Raw genomic sequence first — 26376 nt, 5'->3', positions numbered from 1 at the left:
TAAAAGGGGGGATTATACAAAATCCACCCTTTTTTTATTATTACAAAATGATTTAATCACCCACGAGCCACACCAATATTACCATGAGCTACCGCAATGTTCGGCTGTTTTGGCTGTGCTTGGACAACGCCATACGCCCGCTCAATCATCGCTCGAAGCACCGTCAAACTTCCCGAGTGATAAATGTAATTGGTAGTAATGTCAATATACGCACTGACGTAGTCCACCTTGTCAGCACTAATAAAGTTTACTACGCCTGTTAGTTGCTGGCTGACACGCTCTTGGGTAATGCCTTTTTCATTCAAAAATTGAGTGATGGTTTGTTTGGAATTTTCAAAAATTTCAATAAAATTTTGCCAAATGTTTTGCATAGACAAATTACCATTGCCAAATAACTGATTGCCAAGTAAGGGCTGAATATTGGCAAAGTTAGCTTGATTGGTAATGTTGTTTTGCTCTTTGCTTAGGCTCTCGCTAATGCGTTGCACAAAATTTGGACCCAGTGGCAACAACCCATCAATGGCAATCAAAGTCGCCATGGGACTGCGTTTAGCATGGGATTTTCCTATTAAAAAAGTTAAAAATTGCTTTACTATAAAAGATTGGGCGGTGGATTACTATTGTAAAATTGTTAATCTCCGTTTGCAATCTTCTATTATTCATATACAATAGTTGGTATATTTTAACATTTATAAGGATTATCCATGAAAAACCTTTTCACCAAACTCACCCTTGCCCTAACCATCGCTTGCGGTACAACAACCGCATGGGCGGACGATGATTGTACAACCGCACCCAACTTAGGCAAATATGACGTTGTATCCTGCTTAGATGATGACGGTTTGACAGTAGTCAGAATAAACGACAAATTTGGCTATGTGGATAAAATAGGCAAAGAAGTTATCGCACCGATTTACGATTCTGCTTTTTATTTTTCCGACAATCGTGCCATTGTAGAGCTTGGCGGAAAACAGGGCTTTATTGACAGAACAGGCAAAATTGCCATTCCACTCAAATATGACGAAGTAAGTAGGTTTGAAGACGGTGTCGCCCCTGTAAAATTGGGTGAAAAATGGGGATTGATTGACACCGCAGGCAAAGATGTTGTCCCACCAAAATACGATTTTATCTCTGGTTTTTCTGAAGGCTTAGCCAGAGTTCGCTTAGGCGACAAACATGGCTTTATTGATAAAACAGGCAAAGTCATCATTCCTTTAGATTATGAAGAAGCTTCTTGGTTTGAAGACGGTTTATTGCTTGTGAAAAAAGGCGGTAAATGGGGCTTTATTAACAAAGCAAACCAAGTTGTCATTGCCTTAAAATATGAAGATGCCCAGCGTTTTTCTGAAGGACTAGCACAAGTAAAACTACACGGCAAATGGGGTTTTATCAATACTAAAGGACAAGAAGTCATCGCCCCAAAATATGATGAAACTTATCGTTTTCGTCAAAATCTTGCCCCTATACAGATTGATGGCAAATGGGGCGTGATTGACAAAACAGGCAAAGTCATCGTACCGCTCAACTATGTAGATGTAGAGCTTGTGTCTGACGGTTTAATAGAAGCTCGGCAAACTGGTAAGATAGGGTGGCAAAAAACGTTATTTGATACCACAGGCAAGCAGGTCGTACCGCCAAATCACAACTTGATTAGTAGTTTTTATGATGGCTTTGCGGTGGTTGAGTTGAGTGATAACAACGGCTTAAAATATGGTTTTATTGACGAAACGGGTAAAACTTTTATTCGGGCAACCTATGATAAAGTCGAGGCGTTTTCTGATGGCGTTGCCCCTGTAAAAGTGGGTGAAAAATGGGGATTGATTGATAAAACAGGGAAAACAATCTTGCCACCGACTTATGATTTTATTGACGTTTTTTATGCAAATTTAGCCATCATGAACATCGGTGAAAAATATGGGCTGATTGACACCACAGGCAAAGTCATTGTACCGTTACGTTATGATTATATTGATTGGTTTCCTGATGGCTTGGTGTTGGTTGAGTTAAATAATAAATACGGTTTTATTGATAAAACAGGTAAAGAAATCATACCGCCAAAATATGATGAAGTCAAAAGTTTTTATAAAGGCTGTATGGAAGTTGAGTTAAATGGTGAAACGTTTAAAATTGATAAAAATGACAAACGCTGTCAATAATTTTAATTTTTAACATTTTTTAACAAAGGTAGGGCGGATAAAAACGCCCTACTTTTTAATCAAAAAATCAAAAAAAGGTGAGCCAAGCCCACCTTAAAATATTAGACCTCTTTCCAAACTAACCCAACTCGAAATTATAAATGGCACAAATCAAATTAACCCTTAAGCCAAAGCGTTTTCTGCGATTACGATAACGACAGGCTAGGATTTTAAAACGTTTGATTTTGCCGATAACATGTTCATTGGTTACCCGTTCAGAAGCTAATTCTCGATTGGCTTGTTTGTCAACTTTAGATAGTGGATTAAGCTTGGTTTTCTTTTTTGGGAATTTGCTATTGGCATGGTGTTTGTGTATGCCTTGATAGCCCGAATCTACTTGGATTAAGATACTAGGCTTTATACGCATTTTTGAGTATTGGTAAAGTTTAAAGTCATGGGTTTTACCTTTGCTAAAATGAGTACAAAGTATTTTTTTGCTGTTTTTATCGACAACGATTTGTGCTTTTAAGGTGTGGTGTTTCTTTTTACCTGAGTATTGCCTGCGTTGCTTTTTTGGGTCGCTCACAAGGTACTTCGGTTGCGTCTATCAGTACGGTTTCAAGGTTTGGGTCTTGCCATAAAGCCTTTTTGCTAGGTAGGGCAAAGTCTTTGTGGGCTATCAGTATGCTTTCTACCCATTTGATGGTTTTACAGACAGCACTTTCACTGATACCAAAGTCTTGCCCTAGGTGAAATTGGGTGCGATATTCTCGGTAGTAACTCAAAGTCAGCATGAGCTTGTTTTCTAGGCTGATTTCATTTTTCCTGCCACCTTTTTTGTGTTGTTCGTTGTATGCTTCTTGTAGTATGGTGAGCATATGAGTATAGGTACTTCTTTGGATGCCAAAGTAGCGTTTAAATTGTGCGTCACTGAGTTTTTCTGCTTGTTCGGGTATCATGCTTTTGCTGTTTTTTCTAAAAATCAGTATTATACCAAATCACTATTAAGGTTTGGAAAGAGGTCTATTAATATTTTTTAACGAATATTTTAAAATTAATTAAAAACCACCGTTTTATTACCTGTTACAATCACACGATTTTCAATATGCCAACGCACCGCACGAGTTAGCACGCTTCGCTCAATATCTTGTCCAATCGCACGCAATTCAACCACATTTTGACGATGCGTTACACGATGCACATCTTGCTCAATAATCGGACCTTGGTCAAGCTCTGCCGTTACATAGTGAGCAGTCGCACCAATCAGTTTTACCCCTTTATCATAGGCTTGGCGATACGGGTCTGCCCCCACAAACGCAGGTAAAAATGAATGGTGAATGTTAATCACTTTCATTTCCCAACGGCTGACAAATTCAGGCGATAAAATCTGCATATAACGAGCCAACACCAACAAATCACAATCAGCCATTAACGCATGAATTTGGGCTTCGGCTTCTGCTTTATTGGCTTTGGTAACAGGCACATGATGAAATGGCACGCCAAAATTCTCAACCGCTTGGCGTAAGTCATCATGATTACTCACCACGCACGCAATATCGCAATTCATCTGACCTTGTTGCCAACGCCACAAAATATCAAGCAAGGCATGATCATATTTTGACACCAAAATCCCTACTTTTTTGCGTTTGGCATTGTCAAAAAGTTGCCATTGCATTTGATAAGTTTTGGCAACGGTATGCGAAAAACTTTCTTCTAAATTGTCAAAAACATTTGGCAAATCATCAACAGCAAATTCCACACGCATAAAATATTGACCGCCTTCAGGCTCGGTAGAATACTGGTCAAGCGTAACGATATTCGCACCATAACGGTACAAAAATTCGGAAACAGCTTGGACGATACCTGCTCGGTCTTGGCATTTAATCAGTAAAGTTGCGGTACATGGATTTTTCATAATTTTCTCTTTTTGTCAATTTATAAAATAGTTGTTTTAAAATAAAGCTCAATATTTTACGTTTTTTAACAAGAAATAAATGTTACTTTTTGTTAAAAAAATATTTTTTATCAAATTCAAATGCTTTTGATAAACCCAGCAGTCAATTTTTATCTTTTAAAATCAATATTTTTGTGCTATTTTAACGCTATTTTCATATTTGAAAAGGACTTTTTATGACGAAGGCTATTCATACATTAACAGATATCAAAATCCCTACCCAAAATCATGCAACTTTGATGGCAAGCATTTTTACGCCCAATACGCCTATCAAGTCGGCTGTGATGATAGCCCCTGCAACGGGGGATTAAATGCCAATTTTACCAAAATTTTGCTGAGTTTTTAGCGAAAAATGGTTATGCCGTTATCACTTTTGACAATGAAGGGATTGACGATTCTTTAGATAATGTTGCCAATCAATGGCGTGAATGGTGCAATGGTCAAGGTTATATCAAAACCGCTTTTGGCAAAACCGTTCAAACGCATTATTATGATGATGTTCGCTTGCCTGCCATGTGGCTAAACGCCCTAGATGACGACATTGCCAATGATAAAAATGTGGCGGATATGCTAAGCGTATTTCCCAATATGCAAGCGACCACCAAAACCTTAATTCCCCAAGATTACAGCTTGTCGCATATCGGGCATATGAAATTTTTTAGCCGAAAATCGGAAGTACTTTGGCAATTGGCGGTGGATTGGTTAGAAAAACATGCATGATTTATTAAAATACCGTTAAAGTTTTTGATGATGAAACGGCTTGCTATTGGATAAAGCAATTATTTTTTAATACCACGCACGCCTTGCCTATTCGCTTGGTCGGCGTTACTTTTTCCAATTTTAGCGAATTAAACCAAGACAACAACCAATTAACACTATTTGAATAATTTTTAAATATTAAACCATAGGAAAAATATGAAAAAACCACTTGATTATTCGTTATACCTTGTTACCGACCAACATTGTTTATCAAAAAACTTTGCCAACAACCTTGAAAAAGCGGTAGAACAAGCGATTTTAGGCGGTGTCAAAATCGTACAACTGCGTGAAAAAACCGCCAACTCTCGCACATTCTTTGACCAAGCCGAACGGATTTTGGCAATTTGCCGACAGCACAACGTGCCACTACTTATCAATGACAGGATGGATATTGCGTTGGCGGTGGGGGCTGATGGTGTGCATTTGGGGCAAAGCGACTTGCCTGCCGATGTCGCAAGACAGCTATTGGGCGATGATAAAATCATTGGCGTGTCGGCTCGCACAGTCACCCAAGCCCAAAAAGCCAAGCAAGATGGGGCGGATTATCTAGGCATTGGGGCGGTTTTTGGAACAACAACCAAAGATGATGCCAAAGTAATTGATTTGGCAACCATCAAACAAATCAATCAAGCAGTAGATTTACCCATTATTTTAATCGGTGGTATTAATAATCAAAACTTATCAATGCTAAAAGAAAATATTGATAAAAATCAGCTTAAAATTTCAGGTTTTGCGGTGGTTTCAGCGATTTTACAGCAAGATGATATTTATCAAGCCAGCAAAAATTTATTGTTAAAAATTTCTACATAAAAGATTTTATCTTTATTTTAACAAAGATTGTCCAAAAGTATTGGTAAAAAATAGTCCACTTGAACTAAAATAACTGTTATCAAATATTTTTTTCAATTTTTTATCATAGGGTAATCATAGGGTAAATGTATGCTATCTCATTTTTGTGTAGAACCTTTGTCACTGGCAGTTTTGGCAAGCCTAACTTTAACAGCGTGTAGCAATTCTTCATCGGTTGACTCATCTAGCACAAACGCCATCAACACCCCAATTGGCACAACAGAGACAAGCAATCCCGTTACGCCTACACCAACTACACGTGGTCTTTATGGGTAGTAACTGGACAAGCGGTGGTGTCGCCCAAGCCGTTGGCAAAGGCATGGGAATATATGCCAGCGGTTGCCAAAGAAATTGCCACAAGTGAAGATTGGGAAACGATTACCGTTACCATTCCACAAAATTCTGGCGTTACTTTAATCGGACGAGCGAGCATTCCAAGTAAACCTGTTGAAATTCAAGTCGTTGCCGATGACGCTAATGCCAATGCGAATTTGCGAGTGCAAACCAGTCATTTACGTGCAGTTGGCAATCCTTTTGACGGTTATTCTCGCCCACGCCGTCCAAACAGTTATACAATTCCGCTAGACAAACAAAATACAACCGTGTTTAACAGTCCGTTTGGCGGACCTTTGATGTTAAACTTTAGTAACGCTGTGCCACATTCTACCGTTACTTTACGCATTAAAGGCTCAGCAAAATACGCCCATTATGACTTTAGCCAACCGATTACTGACGCTCAAATTAACGAAGCCAGCACCGCCTTACAAAGTCAAAAATTTGGTTGGAATACGTTTAAATTTACAGGGGCGGAAATCCAACAAATCACAGGTTACGCCATTAATTCCGTTGGCAATGCCAATCCACGAGATTATATTGACAATATCAAATCGGTGGTTTTTGACAGCAATCATATCGCCAATGGCTACAACAATATGCCACTTGCCGACAGTAGCAAACAATACTGTAATGCGAAAGACTGGGATTGTACAGGCGACATTCATCAACCGCCAAGCATACAACATTTTATCGGTTGGATAGCAGCTTGTGGCTTTTTATGTTCGGACAATCCATCGGACACTTATACAGGCATTGATAGCGTTTGGGGTTGGGTGCATGAATTGGGGCATAACACCGTGCAAAATGTGCTCAATTTAACCTTTAAAAGCTCGGAAACAGGCAAAACTATCGGCTGTGCAGTTGAATGTGATAACAACCATTTGGCAGGCTTGAGTATGTTACGCAAATATGCGTTGTACGGCAGTGATAACAATACGGATAACTTTGCTCATTGGCTAATTTATGAGCAAATTAACAACGCCCATGCGACCAACACCACAGATGAAGCCTTACGCAAAGTTGTAGAAAAAAATATCTGGAATGGCGATGGCTATGCCAATAATAACGGAAAACGTGCGTTCGCCATGCAACAAGCCTTTACCTACACACGACTTGTTTTAAACGAAACACAACCAAGCGTAAACGGCACATTTGAATATTTTAGACTGTTAAACATCGGTAGTCGTCTGGTCGGTAAAATGGATATTGCCAAAGCCACCGCCGAAGAAAAAGCCAAATATGGTCTAGGGGCATATACTGACAGAAGCTATACCAACCCTGAACTTAACTATATGCTAACCTCAAAAATCATCGGCTATGACATGAAAAACGTGTATCAAATGTACGGCTTGCCAATCTCGGATAAGGCTCGTCAATCGGTCGCCATGTTAAACTTACCAACAGCACCGCTGAATTTTTATGCCATTCCAAGAAATCGTGCCAATCATTTAAGTGAAAGCAATGGGTGGATAACTTAGCTGTTACAGGTGCTTTGCCTGTCTATCCTTTTTAATCCTGTTTAAATACATTAAAAATCGTTGTGTCATTGCACAGCGATTTCTTTTACCAAATTCACCAATATAATTCAACTTTTATTGATACATACCTCGCCCATCAATTTTATGCAATTTTAAAAAATACAACCCTGACAAAATCGTCATCAATCCCAAAATCACAAACGCCATGCTAAACGCTTGCTGTGTTTGTGCCAAACTTGCTCTTGCAGGTGTCAGCATATGTAACAACATCGCCGACAAACCAATGCCAAAGCTCATCGCAAGCTGTTGATTAACCGATAACAAACTATTTCCGCTACTCTTCTGTTCTCGGCGTAATTTTGCAATGCTGATACTATTCATCGCACTAAACTGAAGCGAATTGCACGCCCCCATAAACGCCAGCAACGGCACAGCACTCATACCAAGCCTTGTCAAAAGATTGCCAAAAATCCCCACCCTAAAGGTGCGAATACAAAACAAATCCAAGCCAAACAAGGGTTTTTGCCCATTACGGCTTTCTACATATTTGGCATGCAGATAATAGCCCATCAACAAAATCACCGCAACGACCGCCACCAGTAGCGTAAAAACGATAGAACTTGGATTATTCACATCGATATTATTGGCAAATTCTAAAGCAAAAGTAAAACTTGCCATAGAACCGCCAAACAATAAAAACCCCAACAAATCCATATTGGCATTTTTTTCAACATAATTTGGCATTAATTGATAGCCCGCCCACAAGCCTATCACCCCAATCGGCACACTTATCAAAAAAATCCAATGCCAGCTTGCCAATTCCACCAAATAACCACCGACCAAAGGTCCAATCACAGGTCCAATCAACGCAGGCATGACCGCATAATTCATGATGGATAACATCTGCTCTCTAGGATAGCTTTTAATCAGCGTCAGCTTTGCCACAGGCATCATCAACGCACCGCCAAGCCCTTTCACCACACGAGAAAAAATCAAACTGTTTAACGTAGGCGACAACGCACACATCAAAGACCCCAACGTAAAAATAGATACCGCCACCATAAAAGTCGTCTTTGTGCCATATTTATCGGCAATAAAACCGCTAATCGGCGTCAAAATCGCCAAGGTCAGTGTATAACTAATCACCGCCCACTGCATAGACAATACAGGCTGATGTAAATCCTTTGCCATCGCAGGCAAGGCGGTGTTTAAAATCGTGGCATCTAAAATCTGCATAAACAACACAATCGCCACAATAATCGGCAAATATTTTTTTGGGTTTCGGTCAAATTGGGTAAAGTTGGGTTTTGATTTGGTATATCTTATTGTTCATCACTTTTTTGTAAATTATCCGATTGATGGTTGTGCAAATGATAACCACAATTTGGACAAAAATTTGACTGCTTTTTGTACACCAAATCCACCTTAATATCTTCAATCACCATCAACGCTTGTTCTTCAGTCAATCCCAATTCTTTGCGGATTTTTTCAATATTATGATTTTCTTCATTTAAATCAAGCTGTCTATCCATAATCATATTTTTTAGCAAATCTTCACTATTCTTTTTACGAAGTTCAAGCTCGGTTGCCAACCCTGATGCCAAAATACCTGCAGGCAATGCCGCCAGACCCACGCCCAAAATCGTAATCATCGCCCCCAAAAACTTGCCTATCATCGTAACAGGTGTTACATCACCATAACCCACCGTTGTCAACGTTACCACCGCCCACCACATCGCTTTTGGAATAGATTCAAACTCTTCTGGCTGGGCTTTGTTTTCCACCGCATAAATACCGCTTGCCGCCAAAATGATTAAAATCAACAAGATAAAAATCACCGCTTTGAATGATTCTTTTTCTCGTTTTATCACATTTAACAAAATTCGTAATGCCAAGAAATAGCGAGTCAGTTTAAATAATCTTAACAATCGTAACACAATTAACAAACGCAAATTCATCGGCACAAAAAAGTTCAAATACGCAGGAAAAATCGCCACAAAATCAATCAACGAACCTGTGCTAAATAGCCATTCTTTGCGGTTTTGCCAAGCCGTTTTGCTATCGTCGATTTCGGCAATCACCCAAAAACGAGTGAAATATTCCACCGTAAAAACCGCCAACGAAAATTTTTCAAAAAAATCAAAAAAAGTCTGGTATTCACGATAAATTTCATTAACCGATGACAAAATCACCGCCAACACATTTAACAAAATCAAAAATATCAAAAAATATTCGCTCATACGACCTGCTTTGCTGTCGTCATCATCATTTTGTAAAATATTGTAAAGTCGTTTGCGAATTGTGGCAGCGGTAAAACTTTGTTTAGTCATATTAGGCAATGTTGTTAAAAAAATATGATTTAGGGCTGTAAAAATCGAGTGATTTTCACCCCCACACTGTTAGCTTCTTTAATCGCCGTGGGCTTATGAATGCTAATGGTTACTTTTTCTGGGCGAAATTCGGTCAAAATCATATCGACGACCAACTGTGCCAATCGCTCCAACAAAGCGACTTTATTGGACATACTCACCTGTGCCACTCGCTCGCACACGCTTTTATAATTAATTGCATCGTTGATATCGTCAGTTTGAGAGGCTTTGTATTGACAACCAATCATTTCAATATCAAAAATCAATGGCTGGGTGATTTTTTGTTCCCATTCGTATACGCCAATCACCGCATCAACTTTTAAGCCTTTGATAAAAACCGTATCGGTTGACGTACCTGTTAAGGTGTGGTGATTGGTTGGGGTATGTGTTGTTTGATTAGGGTTATTTGAGTTATTCATGGTATTTCCAATGCCAAAAGGGCTATTTTAACAAAAAACATGGGCAAACCCAACGTTGCCACCCATTTATTTACGATGTTTAATCAAATCATAACTAAAAAAGATAAGCCCTACCCAAATAAAGCCAAACGTTACCAATTTACTCATATTAAACGGCTCATTGTACAAAAATATCGCCATAAAAAAGACGATAGACGGCGTTAAATAATTCATAAAACTTAGCAGACTAAAGGCGACCATTTTGGTGGCTTTGTTAAACAAAAGTAAAGGAATTAGCGTAATCGGGACGGCAAGCATTAATAAAAAGATGTTAGGCGACAGCCAAAAATCAAGGCTAGAACTTGCCACGCTTGCCTGCATAAACCAAAAAACCATAATCGGTACAAGTAAAGTCGTTTCAATAAACATGGCGGATAACGCATCAAGCGGTGTGTGGCGGTGCATCATACCATACACCGAAAACGAACTTGCGAGCAGTAGCGATACATAAGGCAACTTGCCAAGCATGACAAGCTGAATCAACACGCCAACAACCGCCAAACCAACGGCAAGCCATTGCAACGGACGCAGTTTTTCTTTTAACACCACAAGCGATAGCAACACGCCCATTAATGGCCCGATAAAATAACCAAGACTGGCTTCCAAAATCTGATTGTGATTGACCGCCCAAACATAAGTCAACCAATTTATCGCGATAATTGTGCCTGAGATTAGCGTAAAAAATAACCAACGGGGATTTTGTTTTAATACCGTGATAAATTGCCAACGTTTTGTGATGATTAATACCAGTAAAATCGCAACAAACGTCCAGACGATACGATGACCGATGATTTCAACGGCATCGTAGTCTTTTAGCAGTTTAAAGTAAATAGGGAAAAATCCCCAAATTAAAAAGGCGGATAAGGCGGTGGCAATGCCTTTTGGGGTCGTGGTGATTGGGTTGTTTGACATTTTTGGGTTAATTCATCATTACGGTTAGATTAGGGTATTGTACAATTTTCTCATCACTGGTTATCAGACAAAAATTTTCTGTCATTGCTTGAGCAATTAACATACGGTCAAATGGGTCTTTGTGAATAAAAGGCAATTTCTCTATTATCGGAGCATAACGAGCAGTTACCGCCAATTCCAAAAAACCATTGGCTAGCAATAATGATTTTAATTTGGTAACATCATATTGAAAATTAGATTTGCCTAAACTATTTTTTAAAGCAATTTCCCATAAGTTGATTGAACTAAAATAAATTTGATTATCAATATTTTCTAAAATATCAATAACTTCTGTGGATAATTTGTTCGGTTCACGAGCAACCCATAAAACAATATGGGTATCAAGTAAATAGCTCATTGATTAAACCCATCATCTTTATAAATAGTTTCATCAAACATCATTTGAATTTCATCATCACCCCAATGAATATCATCAGGCACAACACCTTCGCCTTGCATAAAACCGAGTTTACGTTTATTAACAAACATTTGCTTAGTTTTTGGCAAAAACAACCCAATTTCCACGCCCATTTTTTTAACTGAAACTTGCTCTCCTTTTAGCATGGCGTTAGTTACAGCTTGCCAATTTATCAACTCTGTACTTGTTGCAGAAATATCAATGGTTAGCATATTTTTTCCTTAAATTTCACCCACCACATCAACATTCAATCCCGCCCCATTAACAAGCCCTGCAAAGTTCGGAAAGCTGGTATTGACCGTTTCTGTGCCGTGAATGGTAATAGTATCGCTCGCTCGCAAACTTGCCACCGTAAAGCTCATGGCAATGCGGTGGTCATGATGACATTCAATCTCACCACCACCAAACACATTATCCACATCGCCTTTGCCGATAATCTCAATGCCATCATCTAGCACGGTGCAATCCACGCCAAGCACTTTTAAGCCGTCCGCCATGACTTGTATGCGGTCGGATTCTTTAACACGCAGTTCTTCTGCTCCATGTAGAACCGTTTTGCCTGTGGCACAAGCGCTTGCCACAAACAGCACAGGAAACTCATCAATGGCAAGCGGTACAAGGTGCTCTGGAATTTCAATGCCCTTTAATTTTGACGATTTAACAATAATATCCGCCACAGGCTCACCGCCTACGATCGTTTCATTGGCAAGCGTAATGTCCGCCCCCATGAGTTTTAAAATGTCAATCACGCCTGTGCGAGTGGGGTTAATGCCAACTTTGCTCAAGGTTACATCGCCGTCTTTGGCAATGGCTGCCGCCACCATAAAAAACGCCGCACTTGAGATGTCCGCAGGCACAGCAATGTCGCAAGCGGTCAGCTCACCACCACCTATTACACTAATTTCATTGCCGTTTTTTTCAACCTTATATCCAAATGCCGTCAGCATACGCTCGGTATGGTCTCTGGTTACTTCAGGCTCGGTAACGGTAGTTTTGCCATTTGCCCACAGCCCTGCAATTAGCAGACAAGATTTGACTTGTGCTGATGCCATGGGCATATTGTAAGTAATGCCCTGCAACGGCTGATTGCCTGTAATGCTCACAGGGGGCGTGCCTTTTTCGCCTGTGGTTTGCACTTTTGCTCCCATTTCACGCAGTGGCTTGGCAACTCGCTCCATCGGACGTTTTGACAAGCTTGGGTCGCCAATCATCACGCTATCAAAGCCTTGTGCAGACAAAATCCCTGCAAGCAGTCGCATACTTGTGCCAGAATTGCCCATGTCAAGCGGTTTTGTTGGGGCTTTTAAGCCGTTCATGCCCACACCATGAATGACCACCTTATCGCCATTTCGCTCAATGTTTACGCCCATATCACGAAAGGCTTGCAAGGTGGATAAAGCATCTTCCCCTTCCAAAAAGCCTGTAACGGTGGTAACACCTTTGGCAAGCGAGCCAAACATGATAGAGCGGTGCGAAATGGATTTATCCCCTGCTACCGTGTGCGTGCCTGTGAATTTGTGAGCAGGTTTGATGATGTAAGTTTGTTTCATGGTGTTGTCCGTTTGGGTTGATTTATTTTGGTTTAACATATGTCCAAAATGACGGCGTGCATGGCGTGCGTCTGTCAATTTGGCGATGATTTTTTCAGAATTTTCGTTAATAATCAATTGTTTAAAATCATTAAGATGTTTTTCATAATCGTCAATGGCGTGCAAAATGGCGGTTTTATTTGCCAAAAAAATGTCGTGCCACATAGTCGGGTCGCTTCCTGCAATTCGGCTAAAATCCCGAAAGCCACCGCCTGCAAAACGAAAAATATCCATGTTGTCATTGTGGTGGCTAAATTGATTAACTAAATTAAAAGCAAGCAAATGTGGTAAATGACTGGTGTGAGCCAGTACGCTGTCGTGGCGTTCTGCCGTCATGGTAGTAACGCTTGCCCCCACATTTTGCCAAAGCTCGGTGATTTTCTTCACAGCGTTTGGATTTGTGGTTTTATTTGGGCAAATAATCAGCTGATGGGCGACAAACAAATCCGCCTTGCGAGCCAGTACGCCAGAGTTTTCCGCCCCTGCAATGGGGTGAGCAGGGACAAAATTGGCAAAGCTAACACCAAGTTCACGTTCAATTTGCAAACTTGCGTCAATGACGTTTACCTTAGTGCTACACACATCGGTGATAAGCCCTGTAAAGCCGTCTTTGATTGCACCGCCAAGGGTGCGAAAAATCGGCAACACCGCCTTGACGGGCACGCTAATTACCACCAAATCGCAATCAGTTAAAAGGCTTACCAAATCGGTTGAGCCGTGTTTGATTAAGCCGATTTCTAGGGCGGTATCAAGCGAGTTTTGGTTAAAATCGCAAGCGACAATGTGGTCTGTGAGCCTGCGGTCTAGCATGGCTTGGGCAAGGCTTGCACCGATTAATCCTAAGCCTACGATACATACTTTTTGGAACATTTTTTTGTTTAACCTATTTTTTTTCAGTTAATCAAAGTTACACCAACTCTCATCATTAATTCACAAAAACCATTAACAAAACGACAAAATACATGTTTTTTATCGTTATTATTAAAATGATGAGTTTGGTTGTTGTAAAAACTTGATTTCTGCTTGAGTGGATTGTCGCCCCAGTATTGAATTACGGTGTGGGTAACGTCCAAATTCATCAATAATAATTTTGTGTTTTAATTCAAATTCAAGCGTTTTTGTATCGGAAAATTGTTCAAAAAATACCACTGCTCGATTATGAATAACTTGCGATTCTGAATGCATAAAAGGCATTAATGCAAAATTACGTTCAGCAACCGATAAATCAATAAAATCTTGTTGTTTAACAATCATTTGTGCCAATATTAATGCCATGCCATCTTGACTAAAAGCCTTGGACGTATCACGATAAATATTGCGAGAAAATTGGTCAAGGACGATGATTTCTGCCAATCTACCTTTAGTGGTTTCCCGCCAACTTTCACACTCGCCCTGCATTGCACTTTTCAGTATAGATAAAAAGTTTTGCCGAATTTTACCATCAAAATCATTATTTTTGGCAAACCAAAACGCTTGATGTTGCTGATTAAACCAAAATTCCAATACTTGCTTTGCTTGTTTATTCATTTACAAAACCGCCTTTGGATAAGAACCTAAAATACGTAAATCCTTGACTTGCGGGCGGATCTCGTCCATCGCCTTTTGCACATTCTCATCATCAATATGCCCCGACATATCAATAAAAAACACATATGCCCATTTGTTCGGACGTTCTGGGCGAGTTTCAATACTCGTCATAGATACGCCATATTTAGCAAGCGGTTGCAAAATCTGAATCAACGCCCCTGCTTGGTCTTTTGCCGACACCAAAATAGACGTTTTATCATTGCCACTTTTGGCGATACGCTCACGCCCAATCACCAAAAAACGAGTGGTATTAGACGGATTGTCTTCAATATTTTCATTAAGCTTGTGCAAGCCATATTCCGCCGCCGCCACATCACCCGCAATCGCTGCCGAATGCCATTCGCTTTTGATACGGCGAGCCGCTTCGCCATTGCTTGACACAGCCACACGCTCCACATTGGGATAATGAGTATCTAGCCATTGACGGCATTGGGCTAAGGCTTGTTGATGGGCATAAATTTTTGAAATTGAGCCGACTTTTGTATGTTCACCAACCAAAAATTGATGATGAATCGGCAATTCCACCTCGCCAATAATATTTAAATCCGAACCCAAAAAACCATCAAGGGTATGATTAACCACGCCTTCAGACGAATTTTCCACAGGCACAACGCCATACGTGGCAGAGCCAGCTTCCACTTCACGAAACACGTCCGTGATACTTGACAAAGGCACAGTAGTGGTCGCTTTACCAAAATGTTTTAACACCGCCTGGTGAGTAAATGTGCCAGCAGGTCCAAGGTATGCCACTTTTTGTGGGGCTTCTAGGTCTAGGCAAGCCGACATAATCTCACGGAACAGACGAGCCATTTTATCATCAGTCAATACACCGCCAATCGCTTGATTGCGTTCCATGACGGCTTTTAACACTTGGGCTTCACGTTCTGGACGGTAAAAAATTGGGTTATCTTCTTGATTTTTTTTGATTTTGGCAACTTCTACCGCATAGCCTGCTCGCTCGTTAATCAACGTTTGGATTTTTTTGTCCACGTTGTCAATTTGTTGGCGTAGGGCTAATAGTTGTTCATTGGTGGCAGTCATGTTTTTTCCTTACTTTTCTAAAAATGTTTTAAAATTTAACGTTTTATATTAACACAATTTAACAATTTGGGTAAGCAAAAAACCGTCTGAACTTATAAAATTTTTGCATAAAATCGGCAACTTTCCTTTATTTTTACCATAAAAAAACATAAAATGACTGGTAACATTTGGCAAAATATGTTAATTTTTTGTCAAATTTTCGCAACGTTACCTTAATAATCAAATAGGAAAAATCATGACAACGACTTTAAACCAATTAAAAATGATGACGATGGTAGTGGCTGATACAGGCGACTTGCAAGCGATTAAACGCCTAAGACCTGTGGACGCAACCACCAATCCAAGCCTTATCACCAAAGCCCTATCCACACCAGAATTTGAGCCAATTTTAAAACAAACCCTTGTCAAACATAATAACGACATTGACAAGGTGATTGATGATTTGACGATTTATATCGGCACAGAGATTTTAAAACGCATTGATGGACGAGTTTCCACCGAAGTGGACGCAAGGTTGTCTTATGACACCGATGCCACCGTTACCAAAGCGTTGGAATTTATCCAAGCCTATGAAGATGCAGGGGTGGACAAAGAGCGAGTGCTGATAAAAATTGCGTCCACGTGGGAAGGCATTCAAGCAGGGCGGATTTTGGAAGAGCAAGGCATTCATTGTAATTTGACGTTATTGTTTGGATTACACCAAGCCAAAGCCTGTGCAGATGCTGATATTACGCTGATTTCACCATTTGTGGGGCGGATTTTGGACTGGCAAAAACGTGATGAAAACCGTGAAGACATTCCTGTTAATGAAGACAAAGGTGTATTATCATTAAAAACTGTTTATAGTTATTTTAAACAACATAGCTATAATACTCAAATCATGGGGGCAAGTTTTAGAAGTGTGGACGAAATTCTGGCATTAGCTGGCTGTGATTTGCTCACAATTTCGCCTGATTTGATTGACAAAATGGCAACAATGGAGCAACAAATTTCACGTCAATTGTATCCTGACATGGAATTTGATGTATTGCCAAAAGAAATTTTGGACAAAGAAACCTTTGACGCTCAAGTCAATGCCGACCCAATGACGACTGAACTGTTAAAAAATGGCATTGATGGCTTTGTCAAAGCTCGTGAAGAATTGGCTATAAAACTGCAATCGTTAATATAAAAACGAGATAATTTATGTTAAACCGCCGACAATTTTTGACCGCAACGCTTGCTTTCACCAGTCTTTCGGTATTGGGCATGTCCGCTTGTAGCAACAGCCCAAATCATGCCAACATTGCCAAAAGTAGCAAGGTGATTGCGTTGGGTGATTCGCTCACGTTTGGCTATGGGGCGACACCTGACACCGCTTATCCCACTGTTTTGGCACAAAAAACAGGTTGGCAAATTGACAACGCAGGGATAAATGGCGACACGTCAGCAGGCGTTTTAGCTCGTGTTGATAAAATTATTGCTCAAAATCCCAAGTTAATTTTGCTTGGCATTGGTGGCAATGATGTGTTACGCCGTGTCAATCCGTCCGAAACTACCAGCAATATCAATCAAACCCTTGATAAAATCAAATCGGCAAATATCCCTGTTGTGCTTATCGCTGAGCCGTATTTTAGCACGTCTGCGTTGTTTAGCAGTGCCAGCGACAATCCGATTTATGAAACGATTGCCAAAGAAAAAAACGTGCCGTTGTTTGCCAAAGGTGATGGCGGTTGGTCAGATATTTTGTCGGACAAATCCTTAAAATCCGACCAAATTCACGCAAATGCACAAGGTTACGCCAAATTTGCTGACAATTTGTATGAGTTTTTGAAAAAACAGGGATTTGCATAATTTTTAAGGCTCTAGACTAGCAACACAACCCATGCTAGACTAGAAACATGAAATATAAAAGTAAGTTAAGCATCTATAAAGTCAAAAAAATCATAAAATTCTTTTGCACTGATATAGATGCTACAAAAACAGCGATTTTACTTGAATTAAATCGCAACACCATCAACCGATGGTATAATATCTTTCGTCAAGAAATATATGACTATCAAGTTAATCAAAAACGCTTATTATACGGTGAAATAGAACTTGATGAAAACTATTTCGGTGGTATTCATAAAGGTAAGCGTGGTCGTGGTGCAGGTGGAAAGACTGCTGTCTTTGGTCTTTTAAAACGTAATGGCAAGGTTTATACTGTCGTTGTCAAAGACACTAAACAAACCACGTTAATGCCCATTATCACAAGTAAAATCAAGCCTGACAGCGTTGTTTACACTGATAGTTATAGAAGTTACAATGCTCTTGATGTCAATGATTTTAAACACTTTAGAATTAATCATTCAAAAGAGTTTGCAGATAAAAGCAACAAGCTAAATCACATCAACGGTATTGAAAACTTCTAGAATCAAGCCAAGCGTGTTTTAAGAAAATACTTGTGTTTTGATAAGAAAAACTTTCATCTTTTTATTAAAGATGAGAAGCACTGCTTCGTAAGGTTTAGGTTTAATTATGGGGCACCATCTAATCAGCTTAAAGTTTTGAGAAAATGGTGTGAAATTTAACTCTAATCTAGTTCAGCCCCTTATTTTTTGTATAATTTAACGCAATTTTTTTGTTAGAAGAAACCAGCCTATGTACCCATTTTTACGTTTAACCAAAACCATTATCAACGGCATCCACCAAAACTTAAAAGGCAATACGCTAGACATCACAGATACCAGTGAAATCAAACTTATTGCCAACATTAATGATATTGATAATTATTTAGAAATGAATAACGGACGGATTTTAACGCTGTTTGACTTAGGGCGGACAGATTTTGCCATTCGCACAGGTTTGGGCAAAAAATTGTTAGAAAAACGTTGGGGGCTTGTCGTTGCAGGCAGTACCATTCAATATCGCAAGCGTGTACGTGCGTTTGACAAGGTTACGATTAAAACGCATTTAAAAGCGTTTGATGAGCGTTGGTTTTATATAGAACAGACCATGTGGGCAAATGGCAAGCCATGTTCACACGCACTGTTGCGTACAGGTGTTACCAATATTAAAACGGGCAAAGTCGTAGAAACATCAGAAGTCATGCAGACGTTGGGGCATGGCGATTTGCAAATGCCGTTGAATGATTGGGTTAAAGCGTGGGCAGATGCGGACAAATTGCGTCCATTTCCAACTGTTGAAGATGAAAAAATTTAACATACTCAGGGCGAACGGTTTCCTGTCCTAAAATGAATTTAATTTACTATAAATTCTTAAAATTTGGCGTATTCAATACGCCCCTACTTTTGTATTACCTTTAAAAAGAAAAACTATGCAACTTACTTTAAACGATTTTGATTACCATTTACCAGAAAATCTCATCGCTCGCTATCCATTGGCGGAGCGTTCGGCATCTCGCCTACTCTATTTGCCAAACGAAAAAAATCCGCAAGACAAACTATTTACCGATTTGCCAAATTTGTTAAACAAAGGCGATTTGATTGTGTTTAACGATACCAAAGTGATGAAAGCTCGGCTATTTGGACAAAAGGCAAGTGGTGGTGCGGTGGAAGTGTTGGTTGAGCGGATTTTGCCAAACGATGAAAAAACTGCCCTTTGCCACGTTCGCTCTAGCCGTAGCCCAAAAGTCGGACAAAATTTGACCCTTGCTAATGGTAATATCAACGTTACTATGCTTGGGCGTGAAGAAAATTTGTTTATTTTGCAGTTTGACCAGCCGATTTTACAAGCATTAGAACAATATGGCGAATTACCGATTCCGCCTTATTTTGAACGTCATGCCGATGATAATGATGAAAACCGCTATCAAACCGTTTTTCACGACCCTAACAAACTTGCCAGCGTTGCCGCGCCGACTGCAAGTCTGCATTTTGATGATAAAATTTTAGCACAATTAAAAGAAAAAAGCGTAAATACCGCATTTGTAACACTTCATGTCGGTGCAGGCACGTTCGCTCCTGTAAAAACGGACGATATTTTGAGCCATAAAATGCACTCAGAATATGCCGAATTGCCCCAAGCGACAGCGGATTTAATTAACCAAACCAAAGCGAATGGCGGTAAAGTGATAGCGGTGGGAACGACTGTTACTCGTGTGCTTGAAACGGCTTTCCAAAAAACCGCTAGTTTTGATAAGCCTATGTTAAAAGCGTGGTCGGGCGATACCGATATTTTTATTTATCCGTCTTTTAAGTTTGGTGTGATTGACCGTTTAATTACCAATTTTCACTTACCAAAATCTACCTTATTAATGCTTGTTTCGGCATTTGCAGGGCAAATGCAAATTAAAAATGCATATCAACACGCTATTGACAACCATTATCGGTTCTTTAGTTATGGCGATGCGATGTTGTTGGATAAATTATGAACAACTTCAAAGTATATCTGGTTGGCGGAGCGGTGCGAGATTCCTTATTAAACCGCCCTGTTGTTGAACACGATTATGTCGTGGTGGGGGCAACTGTTACTCAAATGCTAGAGCTTGGCTTTAGTCAAGTTGGGGCGGATTTTCCTGTGTTTTTGCACCCACGCACCCATGACGAATACGCCCTTGCTCGCACCGAACGCAAAAACGGCAACGGCTATTTGGGCTTTACTGTCCATGCCGACCCAAGCGTTACGCTTGAAGAAGACCTTATCCGCCGAGATTTGACCATCAATGCGATGGCGATAGAAGTAAACGGCTTATTTGACAGCACTTTTAAGACAGGCAAATTTGATAAAAACCACGTCATTGACCCTTATGGCGGACTGTCCGATTTGGCAGAAAAAAAATTGCGTCATGTGTCAGAGGCCTTTTGCGAAGACCCTGTGCGAGTGTTACGCCTTGCTCGTTTTGTCAGTCGTTACGCCCCTTTTGGTTTTAGCATTGCCGATGAAACAGTCAAACTTGTGCAAAAAATGCGAGATGATGGCGAGCTAAATCACCTAGTTGCCGAGCGTGTGTGGGCAGAAACGTTTAAGGCATTGGGGCAAGAATGTGCCGATGTGTATTTTAATGAGCTTAACAAAATGGGCGTACTTGGCGTGATCATGCCAAGTTTTGCAATTATACATGATGAAGCACGTTTTGGCGAAAATCTTACCAATGGTTTGACCGACAATTGGCAATTTATCGCCAAATCCTTGCGAGTAGCTCATGCTTTAAATGGTGATGTTTTGCTAAAATTTGGCATTTTATCGCTGGTTTTTAGGCGGTTTGACAGTCAAAAGGCAGATTTTGATTTTTATAAAAAATTTTGCCAAGACTTAAAAATTCCTAAGCAATATCAAGGCTTTGGCGAATATTTATTAACAAATTTTGATAAATTACAAAATTTTGAGCGTTTAACAGATGAGCAGATGTTTGAGCTTATCAAACCAAGTTTAAAAGACAGTCAAAAATTAAACTTAGCTTTAACAGCAATAAAAATTTTACAATTGGCAAAACAGCAAATTTTTGTACAAACTTCTATACAAAAGTTAAATAATATCAGTATTAACAGCATTAATGGTGAGCGTTTAGCCACGTTAAAAGGCAAAGCAATTGGCGATGAGATTGATAATTTACGAAAATCGGCATTGGCAAATTTGTTAAACTCTGTCGAGTTATCTTAAGTTGTTGAAAAGTCTTAAAAAGATTTGGCAAAGATTTTTGTAAAAATGGGCTTGTCATGATAAAATAGTGCGATTTTTAGAAGATTGATTGAATAATTTTTAAAAAATATTTTTATTCATTTTTAACAAAATTTTTGATACATATTGGATAATCCATGAGCGTGAACAAACCGACCTACTCTGAGCCACTTGATGCGATTAAAACATCCGCATTTGACCGCAGGTTATCCATTGCCAAAGCATCGCTCAATATCGGCAAACGTTGGGCGACCAATAGTGCCTTTGGTCTGTTTAAATCCAAAGAAGAAAAAAACCTTCAAAAACAAGCCTTTATGCGTGAACAAGCACAATATTTGGTAATAGAATTGGGCAAATTAAAAGGCTCTGTGGTAAAAATCGGACAAATGTTAGCACTTTATGGCGAACATTTTTTACCACCAGAAATTACTGAAGCCTTACAAACCTTAAACAACCAAACGACCGCCTTTGCCTATCCAATTATCCAGTCAGCATTAATCAACGAATTGGGCGAAAAAATTCACGAATTTGACATTGAGCCAACGCCAATCGGCACGGCAAGCCTTGCCCAAGTCCACAAAGCGGTACACAAAGCCACAGGCGAAACGGTGGTGTTCAAAGTGCAATACCCCAATATTGCCGATGCAGTGGACAGCGATTTAGACTTGTTCCGCCAATTGCTCAAAGTTACCAACGCTGTACCGCAAACCCGTCAGCTTGATGAATGGTTTGAAGAAATCCGAGATTTATTGCACCACGAAGTCAATTATCTGTTAGAAGTCGACACCACCGAGCTATTTTATCAACGTTTGGCAGGTGATGAACGGTATGCCGTACCAAAAATTTGGCGAGAATACAGCACTGCTCGAGTGCTTTGCATGAGTTTTGAAGCCGGCATCTCTATCATGAATGAACAAATGTTTGCCTTATCGCAAGACAGACGCAATGCGATTGGACAAGCGTCCATTGAAATTATGCTCCGTGAAATTTTTGAATGGGGCGATATGCAGACCGACCCAAATTTTGGCAATTATCTCATTCGTTTGGCAGAAGACAGCAACACAAAAAACAGTCATTTAACAAATATTGATAAATTGGTGTTGTTAGATTTTGGGGCAATTCGTCAATTTGATGACAATTTGTTAAAAATTGCCAAAGATTTGTTGATTGCAGGGTTTTATCACGACCGTGAAAAAATGGCTCAAGCGATTGAAATGGCAGGACAATTTTACCCATTTTTTACCAATATTAATCCACAAATCAAAGCGGATATGGTGGATTTGTTCTTGTTAGCCAGTGAGCCGTTTAGTTTGCCAAGCCAAAATCCTGATATGCCAACGCACGTTTTGGACGATAAAGGGTATTATTTATGGGATAAAAGTGATTTGCACAACCGTGTGATAAAATTGGCAAGCAAGTCCGCCACATCAAAGGCGTTTAGCGTACCACCAAAAGAACTGATGTTTATTAGCCGTAAGTTTATTGGGGCATACACCTTTATGACGGTGCTAAAAGCAAAAACCCAAGCGGAATATTTGATACAGCCGTTTGTCCGATAAAAATTGTTGAGAAAATTCATGGCAAATACCCAACATTCACCCCAAAAAATTCGCCTTGATAAATGGCTTTGGGCGGCACGATTTTACCGCACTCGCACACTTGCCAAAGAAGCGATTGAAGCTGGGCGAGTACATTATGGCGGTAGCCGTGTCAAAGTTAGCAAAGAAATTTGTGTGGGCGATGAATTCACCATTCGTCAAGGTTCTGCGACCAATTATACCCAAAAAACCGTTAAAGTGTTGGTTCTGTCGGAAGTGCGTGGCAATGCGACCACCGCAAGCCAACTGTATGAAGAAACCCAAGAAAGTATCGCTCAACGAGAATATTTTCATGAGCAAAAAAAATTAGCCAATCTTGCTCGCCCAGACCATAAACCCAACAAAAAAGAACGCCGTCAATTAGAAAAATGGAAAGGCGATTATTTAGAGTTTTAAAATAAAATTTTTTAGAAAAAATTTTAGAAAATTGTGCAAGGGCAAGGCTCAAAACTGCACGGCTTAGCACTTAGCCCCAACACAAATGGGATAGCTCCAATGAATAGCACCTATGAATAGACTAGAAACAAGCGTTATTTGTCTTCATAAGTGCAAAGATAGGCTGATTCTACAGCGACTTTTACTTTAAATTTTTGGTTGGCTTCAATGGTAAAGCTATCAAAGGCTTTAAAGGTTTGCCATTCGCTTTGGTTTGGCAACAATGCTGAGATTTCACCGCTTACTACCGTCATGGTTTCAAATTGGCTTGTACCAAATTCGTATTCGCCGATTTTCATCACGCCCACAGTTGCAGGCAAAGTCGCCGTTTGAAAGCCGATTGATGCGACCGCACCATCAAAATATTGATTGACTTTTAACATATAAAATTTTCCGTTTTGTTTGACAAAATTGATATCATAAAGGCTTTTGCCACATTGTCAAGCATTAAAACTTTGACAAAAGTTAATCAGCGTCATTGACAAAGGCAATTTTGCTAAGCCCTGCATTGCTTGCGGTTGCCAATACTTGAGCCACCGTTTCATAACGCCCATCTTTGTCAGCTCGTAGCTGAATTTGTGGGTCTTTGCCTTGTTTGGCTTCGTCATTCAGCCGTTGTTGCAAGTTTTCCATCGTGATGGGCTGACTGTCCCAAAAAATCCCTGCATCTTTGTCAATGCTGATTTGGATAACTTCTGGCGGTTTTTCGCTAACGCTGGCACTGGTTTTTGGCAAATTAAGCGGAACGGTTGGGTTTAACACAGTCGCCGTTACCAAAAAAATAATCATCAATACCAACATGATATCAATCAAAGGTATCAAGTTCATTTCGTTCATGCCTTGATTGTCATCTTCGCCCAGTTGAAAAGCCATAGACTTAGTTTCCTTTTTTTGTTGATGATGTTATGAATGGTTTGTTGGCGTTTGGCTCGCTGTTTTGACAAGCAATTCATGAGCTGTATCGTTGGCAACGTGCAAGGCTTTGCGGTTTAAACGTGTGGCAATGTTATAAAAAATCACCGCAGGAATCGCCACCGCAAGCCCCAAACCTGTCATAATCAGTGCTTCACCCACAGGACCTGCCACCTGCCCAAGCCCCGCCTGTCCTGACTCGCCAATGCTGTGCAAGGCATGAAAAATCCCCCACACCGTACCAAACAGCCCAATAAACGGTGCGATAGACGCCGTTGTACCCAGTACGCTCAAGCCTTTTTCGGTGCTAAAACGGTAACGGCTGATTTGTTGCAATAAAGTTTGTTCAATGACGATTTTTTGTTGTGCTAAACCTAATCCATTGACAGACTTTTGTTTATCAGAAATAACTTGAGTCAAATCTTCGGCGACATTTTCCGCCATTTTTTTACTTTGTAAAATGCGTAAAATACCCACAACCCATGAAATGATTGACAATGTAATCAACACAAAAAACAAGGTTTGGCTCACAGCGTCAGTGTGTTCCCAATATTTTGCAAAGTCCATAAAGACTCCTCTTATTTAAATTTATTTTACGATTTAAAATTTTTACAATTACACATGAATACTAATTAACATTAATACTAAATGGTACGGTTACATTGCCAACGACAGGCTGCCCATCACGCATAAAAGGTTTTAATTTACCTGTTTTGACTTGTTGCTTTATCAAACGGTCGGCTTTTGGATAGCCTGTGGATTTGGCAATGTCAGCACTGGTGATTGCCCCTTGTTTATTTACAGACAGTTTAACACTTGCCGTGAGCGTTTCGCCATTTTCTGCACCGATGTCTTTTAGGTCAAAGCGTGGCTGTTTGACCCAGACTGCTTCGCTTGCGGACACATTGACAGGAGCATTGTTTTGAGCTTTGCGTTTTGCGTCTGCTTCGGCTTCGTCCGCTCTACGTTTTGCATCTGCTTCGGCTTGACGTTTGCGTTCGGCTTCGTCCGCTCTGCGTTTTGCGTCTGCTTCGGCTTGACGTTTGCGTTCAGCTTCGTCCGCTCTGCGTTTTGCGTCCGCTTCATCGGCTTGACGCTTGCGTTCAGCTTCTTCTGCTTTACGTTTTACCTCTTCTGCTTGGCGTTGTATTTCAAACTGTTTTTGATTGTCCACCACAGGCTCAGTTTTGATGATTTTTTCAGGTGGTTTTACTGGCTCTGGCGGTTTTGGCTCAATCGGTTTGATAGGTTTCACAGGCTCAGGTGGCGGTTTAATTTCTTTTACCACAGGTTTTGGCGGTGGCAAAGGCTTTGGCTTGACAGGTTCAGGCAGTGGCTTAGGTTTAGGCGGTGTTGGCTCAGCTGGTTTTGGTTGTACCTTTGGTTTGGGTGGTTCAACAGGTTTGACAGGCTCAACGATGTCATTTTTAATCGGTTCAGGCTCAACCGCAGGTGGCGTGGTAAGCGTGATTTCTAATGGTTTTGGTGGTTCTGGCTTTTTTAGGGTAATGCCTTGCATATTTGCCAAACCTGTGCCAGCAATGGCATGAATCGCCAAAGCGACTGCTATTACCACATATTTTACTTTGGGATTTTGTTGTAAAGTATCACGCATTGCCCTATCCAAATCATTGTTTTACAAATCTTGATATTATTTAAAATAATGTTTATTCAATTAAATTTTTTGTCAAATTGATGTCTAAAAAAGCGGTCTAATGATAAACCAAATGATAATTATTATCAACTATTTTTGCAAATTTTTACCGAATAAATGATTTTTTCTAAAAATTTCATAAAATAAATAAACAAAAGTTAAATAGTTTTTAATATCAACACGTTGATACAAGATTTTGACAAAAAACGCCCCTATTTTTAGCATTTTTTGTTAAAATACCTTGCCAAATGA

At 40.0% G+C, this 26376-nt stretch carries 29 protein-coding genes and 1 pseudogene; 13 read left to right on the top strand and 17 right to left on the bottom strand.

Features of this window, described 5'->3' with window-relative positions; all coding sequences use genetic code 11:
* Window positions 1–56: 56 nt before the first annotated feature.
* Window positions 57–539, bottom strand: coding sequence for a hypothetical protein (locus tag ACGTJS_RS10260; protein ID WP_410471984.1), 483 nt, complete (start codon window positions 537–539; stop codon window positions 57–59).
* A 165-nt stretch (window positions 540–704) separates the two neighbouring features.
* Between ACGTJS_RS10260 and ACGTJS_RS10255 the strand changes: the two genes are divergently transcribed.
* Window positions 705–2156, top strand: coding sequence for a WG repeat-containing protein (locus tag ACGTJS_RS10255; protein ID WP_410471983.1), 1452 nt, complete (start codon window positions 705–707; stop codon window positions 2154–2156).
* Window positions 2157–2274: 118 nt separating this feature from the next.
* On the opposite strand, the gene ACGTJS_RS10250 is transcribed toward ACGTJS_RS10255, so the two are convergent.
* Both ACGTJS_RS10250 and purU read right to left on the bottom strand, forming a co-directional pair.
* Window positions 2275–3094, bottom strand: a protein-coding gene (locus ACGTJS_RS10250) for an IS5 family transposase (RefSeq protein ID WP_410471559.1) whose coding sequence is annotated in 2 segments (ribosomal slippage) — window positions 2275–2710 and window positions 2709–3094 — 822 coding nt in all. Because the reading frame shifts where the segments join, the coding sequence is not laid out codon by codon here.
* A gap of 95 nt (window positions 3095–3189) precedes the next feature.
* Window positions 3190–4050: a formyltetrahydrofolate deformylase gene (purU, locus tag ACGTJS_RS10245; protein ID WP_410471982.1), complete on the bottom strand. Its 861-nt coding sequence runs from the start codon at window positions 4048–4050 to the stop codon at window positions 3190–3192.
* A gap of 215 nt (window positions 4051–4265) precedes the next feature.
* Here purU and ACGTJS_RS10240 point away from each other — a divergent pair, with 215 nt between their 5' ends.
* From ACGTJS_RS10240 to thiE, 3 genes are all read left to right on the top strand, one after another.
* Window positions 4266–4400 carry a hypothetical protein gene (locus ACGTJS_RS10240; RefSeq protein ID WP_410471981.1) on the top strand — a complete coding sequence of 45 codons (135 nt, stop codon included), beginning with the start codon at window positions 4266–4268 and terminating at the stop codon, window positions 4398–4400.
* Window positions 4401–4593: 193 nt separating this feature from the next.
* Window positions 4594–4809, top strand: coding sequence for a hypothetical protein (locus tag ACGTJS_RS10235; RefSeq protein ID WP_410471980.1), 216 nt, complete (start codon window positions 4594–4596; stop codon window positions 4807–4809).
* Window positions 4810–5004: 195 nt separating this feature from the next.
* On the top strand, window positions 5005–5658 hold the full coding sequence (gene thiE, locus ACGTJS_RS10230) for a thiamine phosphate synthase (protein WP_410471979.1): 654 nt from the start codon (window positions 5005–5007) through the stop codon (window positions 5656–5658).
* 137 nt (window positions 5659–5795) lie between these two features.
* Here the strand turns inward: thiE and ACGTJS_RS10225 are convergent, their stop codons facing one another.
* The gene (locus tag ACGTJS_RS10225) at window positions 5796–5930 is read right to left on the bottom strand and encodes a hypothetical protein (protein WP_410471978.1); all 135 of its coding nucleotides are present in this window, start codon (window positions 5928–5930) and stop codon (window positions 5796–5798) included.
* 60 nt (window positions 5931–5990) lie between these two features.
* On the opposite strand from ACGTJS_RS10225, the gene ACGTJS_RS10220 reads away from it, so the two are divergent.
* Window positions 5991–7511, top strand: coding sequence for an ImpA family metalloprotease (locus ACGTJS_RS10220; RefSeq protein WP_410471977.1), 1521 nt, complete (start codon window positions 5991–5993; stop codon window positions 7509–7511).
* Between the two features lie 114 nt (window positions 7512–7625).
* Here the strand turns inward: ACGTJS_RS10220 and ACGTJS_RS10215 are convergent, their stop codons facing one another.
* The 9 genes from ACGTJS_RS10215 to pheA all read right to left on the bottom strand — a co-directional run bounded on the left by ACGTJS_RS10215 (window position 7626) and on the right by pheA (window position 15924).
* Window positions 7626–8777 carry an MFS transporter gene (locus ACGTJS_RS10215; RefSeq protein ID WP_410471976.1) on the bottom strand — a complete coding sequence of 384 codons (1152 nt, stop codon included), beginning with the start codon at window positions 8775–8777 and terminating at the stop codon, window positions 7626–7628.
* Window positions 8778–8833: 56 nt separating this feature from the next.
* Window positions 8834–9841, bottom strand: a complete 1008-nt coding sequence (locus ACGTJS_RS10210) for an ion transporter (RefSeq protein ID WP_410471975.1) — start codon at window positions 9839–9841, stop codon at window positions 8834–8836.
* 29 nt (window positions 9842–9870) lie between these two features.
* Window positions 9871–10299, bottom strand: a complete 429-nt coding sequence (gene folB / locus ACGTJS_RS10205) for a dihydroneopterin aldolase (protein ID WP_315043165.1) — start codon at window positions 10297–10299, stop codon at window positions 9871–9873.
* Window positions 10300–10365: 66 nt separating this feature from the next.
* A complete protein-coding gene (gene rarD, locus ACGTJS_RS10200) occupies window positions 10366–11250 on the bottom strand; it encodes an EamA family transporter RarD (RefSeq protein ID WP_410471974.1) in 885 nt (294 codons plus the stop codon).
* A gap of 7 nt (window positions 11251–11257) precedes the next feature.
* A complete protein-coding gene (locus ACGTJS_RS10195; protein ID WP_410471973.1) occupies window positions 11258–11647 on the bottom strand; it encodes a type II toxin-antitoxin system VapC family toxin in 390 nt (129 codons plus the stop codon).
* Window positions 11644–11919, bottom strand: a complete 276-nt coding sequence (locus tag ACGTJS_RS10190; protein ID WP_315043161.1) for a hypothetical protein — start codon at window positions 11917–11919, stop codon at window positions 11644–11646. The genes ACGTJS_RS10195 and ACGTJS_RS10190 overlap by 4 nt, the downstream gene beginning before the upstream one ends.
* A gap of 9 nt (window positions 11920–11928) precedes the next feature.
* Entirely contained in the window at window positions 11929–14166 is a 2238-nt protein-coding gene (locus tag ACGTJS_RS10185; RefSeq protein WP_410471972.1) for a bifunctional prephenate dehydrogenase/3-phosphoshikimate 1-carboxyvinyltransferase, read from the bottom strand.
* Between the two features lie 111 nt (window positions 14167–14277).
* Window positions 14278–14823 carry a DUF924 family protein gene (locus ACGTJS_RS10180; RefSeq protein WP_315043159.1) on the bottom strand — a complete coding sequence of 182 codons (546 nt, stop codon included), beginning with the start codon at window positions 14821–14823 and terminating at the stop codon, window positions 14278–14280.
* On the bottom strand, window positions 14824–15924 hold the full coding sequence (gene pheA, locus ACGTJS_RS10175) for a prephenate dehydratase (RefSeq protein ID WP_315043158.1): 1101 nt from the start codon (window positions 15922–15924) through the stop codon (window positions 14824–14826).
* 235 nt (window positions 15925–16159) lie between these two features.
* On the opposite strand from pheA, the gene ACGTJS_RS10170 reads away from it, so the two are divergent.
* The 8 genes and pseudogenes from ACGTJS_RS10170 (at window position 16160) to ACGTJS_RS10135 (ending at window position 23519) form a co-directional block, all read left to right on the top strand.
* Window positions 16160–17095: a transaldolase gene (locus ACGTJS_RS10170; protein ID WP_410471971.1), complete on the top strand. Its 936-nt coding sequence runs from the start codon at window positions 16160–16162 to the stop codon at window positions 17093–17095.
* Between the two features lie 14 nt (window positions 17096–17109).
* The gene (locus ACGTJS_RS10165; RefSeq protein ID WP_410471970.1) at window positions 17110–17757 is read left to right on the top strand and encodes a GDSL-type esterase/lipase family protein; all 648 of its coding nucleotides are present in this window, start codon (window positions 17110–17112) and stop codon (window positions 17755–17757) included.
* Window positions 17758–17804: 47 nt separating this feature from the next.
* Window positions 17805–18476: pseudogene (locus tag ACGTJS_RS10160) on the top strand (IS1595 family transposase).
* 70 nt (window positions 18477–18546) lie between these two features.
* On the top strand, window positions 18547–19107 hold the full coding sequence (locus tag ACGTJS_RS10155; protein WP_315044070.1) for an acyl-CoA thioesterase: 561 nt from the start codon (window positions 18547–18549) through the stop codon (window positions 19105–19107).
* Between the two features lie 115 nt (window positions 19108–19222).
* Window positions 19223–20278 (top strand): tRNA preQ1(34) S-adenosylmethionine ribosyltransferase-isomerase QueA, encoded by a 1056-nt coding sequence (queA, locus tag ACGTJS_RS10150; protein ID WP_315044071.1) that lies wholly within the window; start codon window positions 19223–19225, stop codon window positions 20276–20278.
* A complete protein-coding gene (locus tag ACGTJS_RS10145; RefSeq protein ID WP_315044073.1) occupies window positions 20275–21507 on the top strand; it encodes a CCA tRNA nucleotidyltransferase in 1233 nt (410 codons plus the stop codon). Before queA ends, ACGTJS_RS10145 begins: the two co-directional genes overlap by 4 nt.
* Before the next feature lie 155 nt (window positions 21508–21662).
* On the top strand, window positions 21663–23084 hold the full coding sequence (locus ACGTJS_RS10140; protein WP_410471969.1) for an ABC1 kinase family protein: 1422 nt from the start codon (window positions 21663–21665) through the stop codon (window positions 23082–23084).
* Window positions 23085–23102: 18 nt separating this feature from the next.
* Entirely contained in the window at window positions 23103–23519 is a 417-nt protein-coding gene (locus ACGTJS_RS10135; RefSeq protein ID WP_410471968.1) for an RNA-binding S4 domain-containing protein, read from the top strand.
* Between the two features lie 134 nt (window positions 23520–23653).
* On the opposite strand, the gene ACGTJS_RS10130 is transcribed toward ACGTJS_RS10135, so the two are convergent.
* The 4 genes from ACGTJS_RS10130 to ACGTJS_RS10115 all read right to left on the bottom strand — a co-directional run bounded on the left by ACGTJS_RS10130 (window position 23654) and on the right by ACGTJS_RS10115 (window position 26085).
* Window positions 23654–23941 carry a pyrimidine/purine nucleoside phosphorylase gene (locus tag ACGTJS_RS10130; protein ID WP_315042769.1) on the bottom strand — a complete coding sequence of 96 codons (288 nt, stop codon included), beginning with the start codon at window positions 23939–23941 and terminating at the stop codon, window positions 23654–23656.
* 82 nt (window positions 23942–24023) lie between these two features.
* Window positions 24024–24431, bottom strand: coding sequence for a biopolymer transporter ExbD (locus tag ACGTJS_RS10125; protein ID WP_315042771.1), 408 nt, complete (start codon window positions 24429–24431; stop codon window positions 24024–24026).
* Window positions 24432–24461: 30 nt separating this feature from the next.
* Window positions 24462–25037: a MotA/TolQ/ExbB proton channel family protein gene (locus ACGTJS_RS10120; RefSeq protein ID WP_315042773.1), complete on the bottom strand. Its 576-nt coding sequence runs from the start codon at window positions 25035–25037 to the stop codon at window positions 24462–24464.
* Window positions 25038–25098: 61 nt separating this feature from the next.
* The gene (locus tag ACGTJS_RS10115; protein WP_410471967.1) at window positions 25099–26085 is read right to left on the bottom strand and encodes a TonB family protein; all 987 of its coding nucleotides are present in this window, start codon (window positions 26083–26085) and stop codon (window positions 25099–25101) included.
* Window positions 26086–26376: the final 291 nt, after the last annotated feature.

It is taken from the genome of Faucicola mancuniensis (assembly GCF_046523945.1).
Taxonomy (GTDB): Bacteria; Pseudomonadota; Gammaproteobacteria; order Pseudomonadales; family Moraxellaceae; genus Faucicola; species Faucicola mancuniensis.
This window is presented reverse-complemented; position numbering and strand designations above follow the sequence as displayed.

Coding starts and splice junctions, on each gene's coding strand:
- ACGTJS_RS10260 (WP_410471984.1), bottom strand. CDS start 539: ATGGCGACTTTGATTGCCATTGATGGGTTGTTGCCACTGGGTCCAAAT.
- ACGTJS_RS10255 (WP_410471983.1), top strand. CDS start 705: ATGAAAAACCTTTTCACCAAACTCACCCTTGCCCTAACCATCGCTTGC.
- purU (WP_410471982.1), bottom strand. CDS start 4,050: ATGAAAAATCCATGTACCGCAACTTTACTGATTAAATGCCAAGACCGA.
- ACGTJS_RS10240 (WP_410471981.1), top strand. CDS start 4,266: ATGACGAAGGCTATTCATACATTAACAGATATCAAAATCCCTACCCAA.
- thiE (WP_410471979.1), top strand. CDS start 5,005: ATGAAAAAACCACTTGATTATTCGTTATACCTTGTTACCGACCAACAT.
- ACGTJS_RS10210 (WP_410471975.1), bottom strand. CDS start 9,841: ATGACTAAACAAAGTTTTACCGCTGCCACAATTCGCAAACGACTTTAC.
- folB (WP_315043165.1), bottom strand. CDS start 10,299: ATGAATAACTCAAATAACCCTAATCAAACAACACATACCCCAACCAAT.
- rarD (WP_410471974.1), bottom strand. CDS start 11,250: ATGTCAAACAACCCAATCACCACGACCCCAAAAGGCATTGCCACCGCC.
- ACGTJS_RS10195 (WP_410471973.1), bottom strand. CDS start 11,647: ATGAGCTATTTACTTGATACCCATATTGTTTTATGGGTTGCTCGTGAA.
- ACGTJS_RS10190 (WP_315043161.1), bottom strand. CDS start 11,919: ATGCTAACCATTGATATTTCTGCAACAAGTACAGAGTTGATAAATTGG.
- ACGTJS_RS10185 (WP_410471972.1), bottom strand. CDS start 14,166: ATGTTCCAAAAAGTATGTATCGTAGGCTTAGGATTAATCGGTGCAAGC.
- ACGTJS_RS10180 (WP_315043159.1), bottom strand. CDS start 14,823: ATGAATAAACAAGCAAAGCAAGTATTGGAATTTTGGTTTAATCAGCAA.
- pheA (WP_315043158.1), bottom strand. CDS start 15,924: ATGACTGCCACCAATGAACAACTATTAGCCCTACGCCAACAAATTGAC.
- ACGTJS_RS10170 (WP_410471971.1), top strand. CDS start 16,160: ATGACAACGACTTTAAACCAATTAAAAATGATGACGATGGTAGTGGCT.
- ACGTJS_RS10165 (WP_410471970.1), top strand. CDS start 17,110: ATGTTAAACCGCCGACAATTTTTGACCGCAACGCTTGCTTTCACCAGT.
- ACGTJS_RS10155 (WP_315044070.1), top strand. CDS start 18,547: ATGTACCCATTTTTACGTTTAACCAAAACCATTATCAACGGCATCCAC.
- queA (WP_315044071.1), top strand. CDS start 19,223: ATGCAACTTACTTTAAACGATTTTGATTACCATTTACCAGAAAATCTC.
- ACGTJS_RS10145 (WP_315044073.1), top strand. CDS start 20,275: ATGAACAACTTCAAAGTATATCTGGTTGGCGGAGCGGTGCGAGATTCC.
- ACGTJS_RS10140 (WP_410471969.1), top strand. CDS start 21,663: ATGAGCGTGAACAAACCGACCTACTCTGAGCCACTTGATGCGATTAAA.
- ACGTJS_RS10135 (WP_410471968.1), top strand. CDS start 23,103: ATGGCAAATACCCAACATTCACCCCAAAAAATTCGCCTTGATAAATGG.
- ACGTJS_RS10130 (WP_315042769.1), bottom strand. CDS start 23,941: ATGTTAAAAGTCAATCAATATTTTGATGGTGCGGTCGCATCAATCGGC.
- ACGTJS_RS10125 (WP_315042771.1), bottom strand. CDS start 24,431: ATGGCTTTTCAACTGGGCGAAGATGACAATCAAGGCATGAACGAAATG.
- ACGTJS_RS10120 (WP_315042773.1), bottom strand. CDS start 25,037: ATGGACTTTGCAAAATATTGGGAACACACTGACGCTGTGAGCCAAACC.
- ACGTJS_RS10115 (WP_410471967.1), bottom strand. CDS start 26,085: ATGCGTGATACTTTACAACAAAATCCCAAAGTAAAATATGTGGTAATA.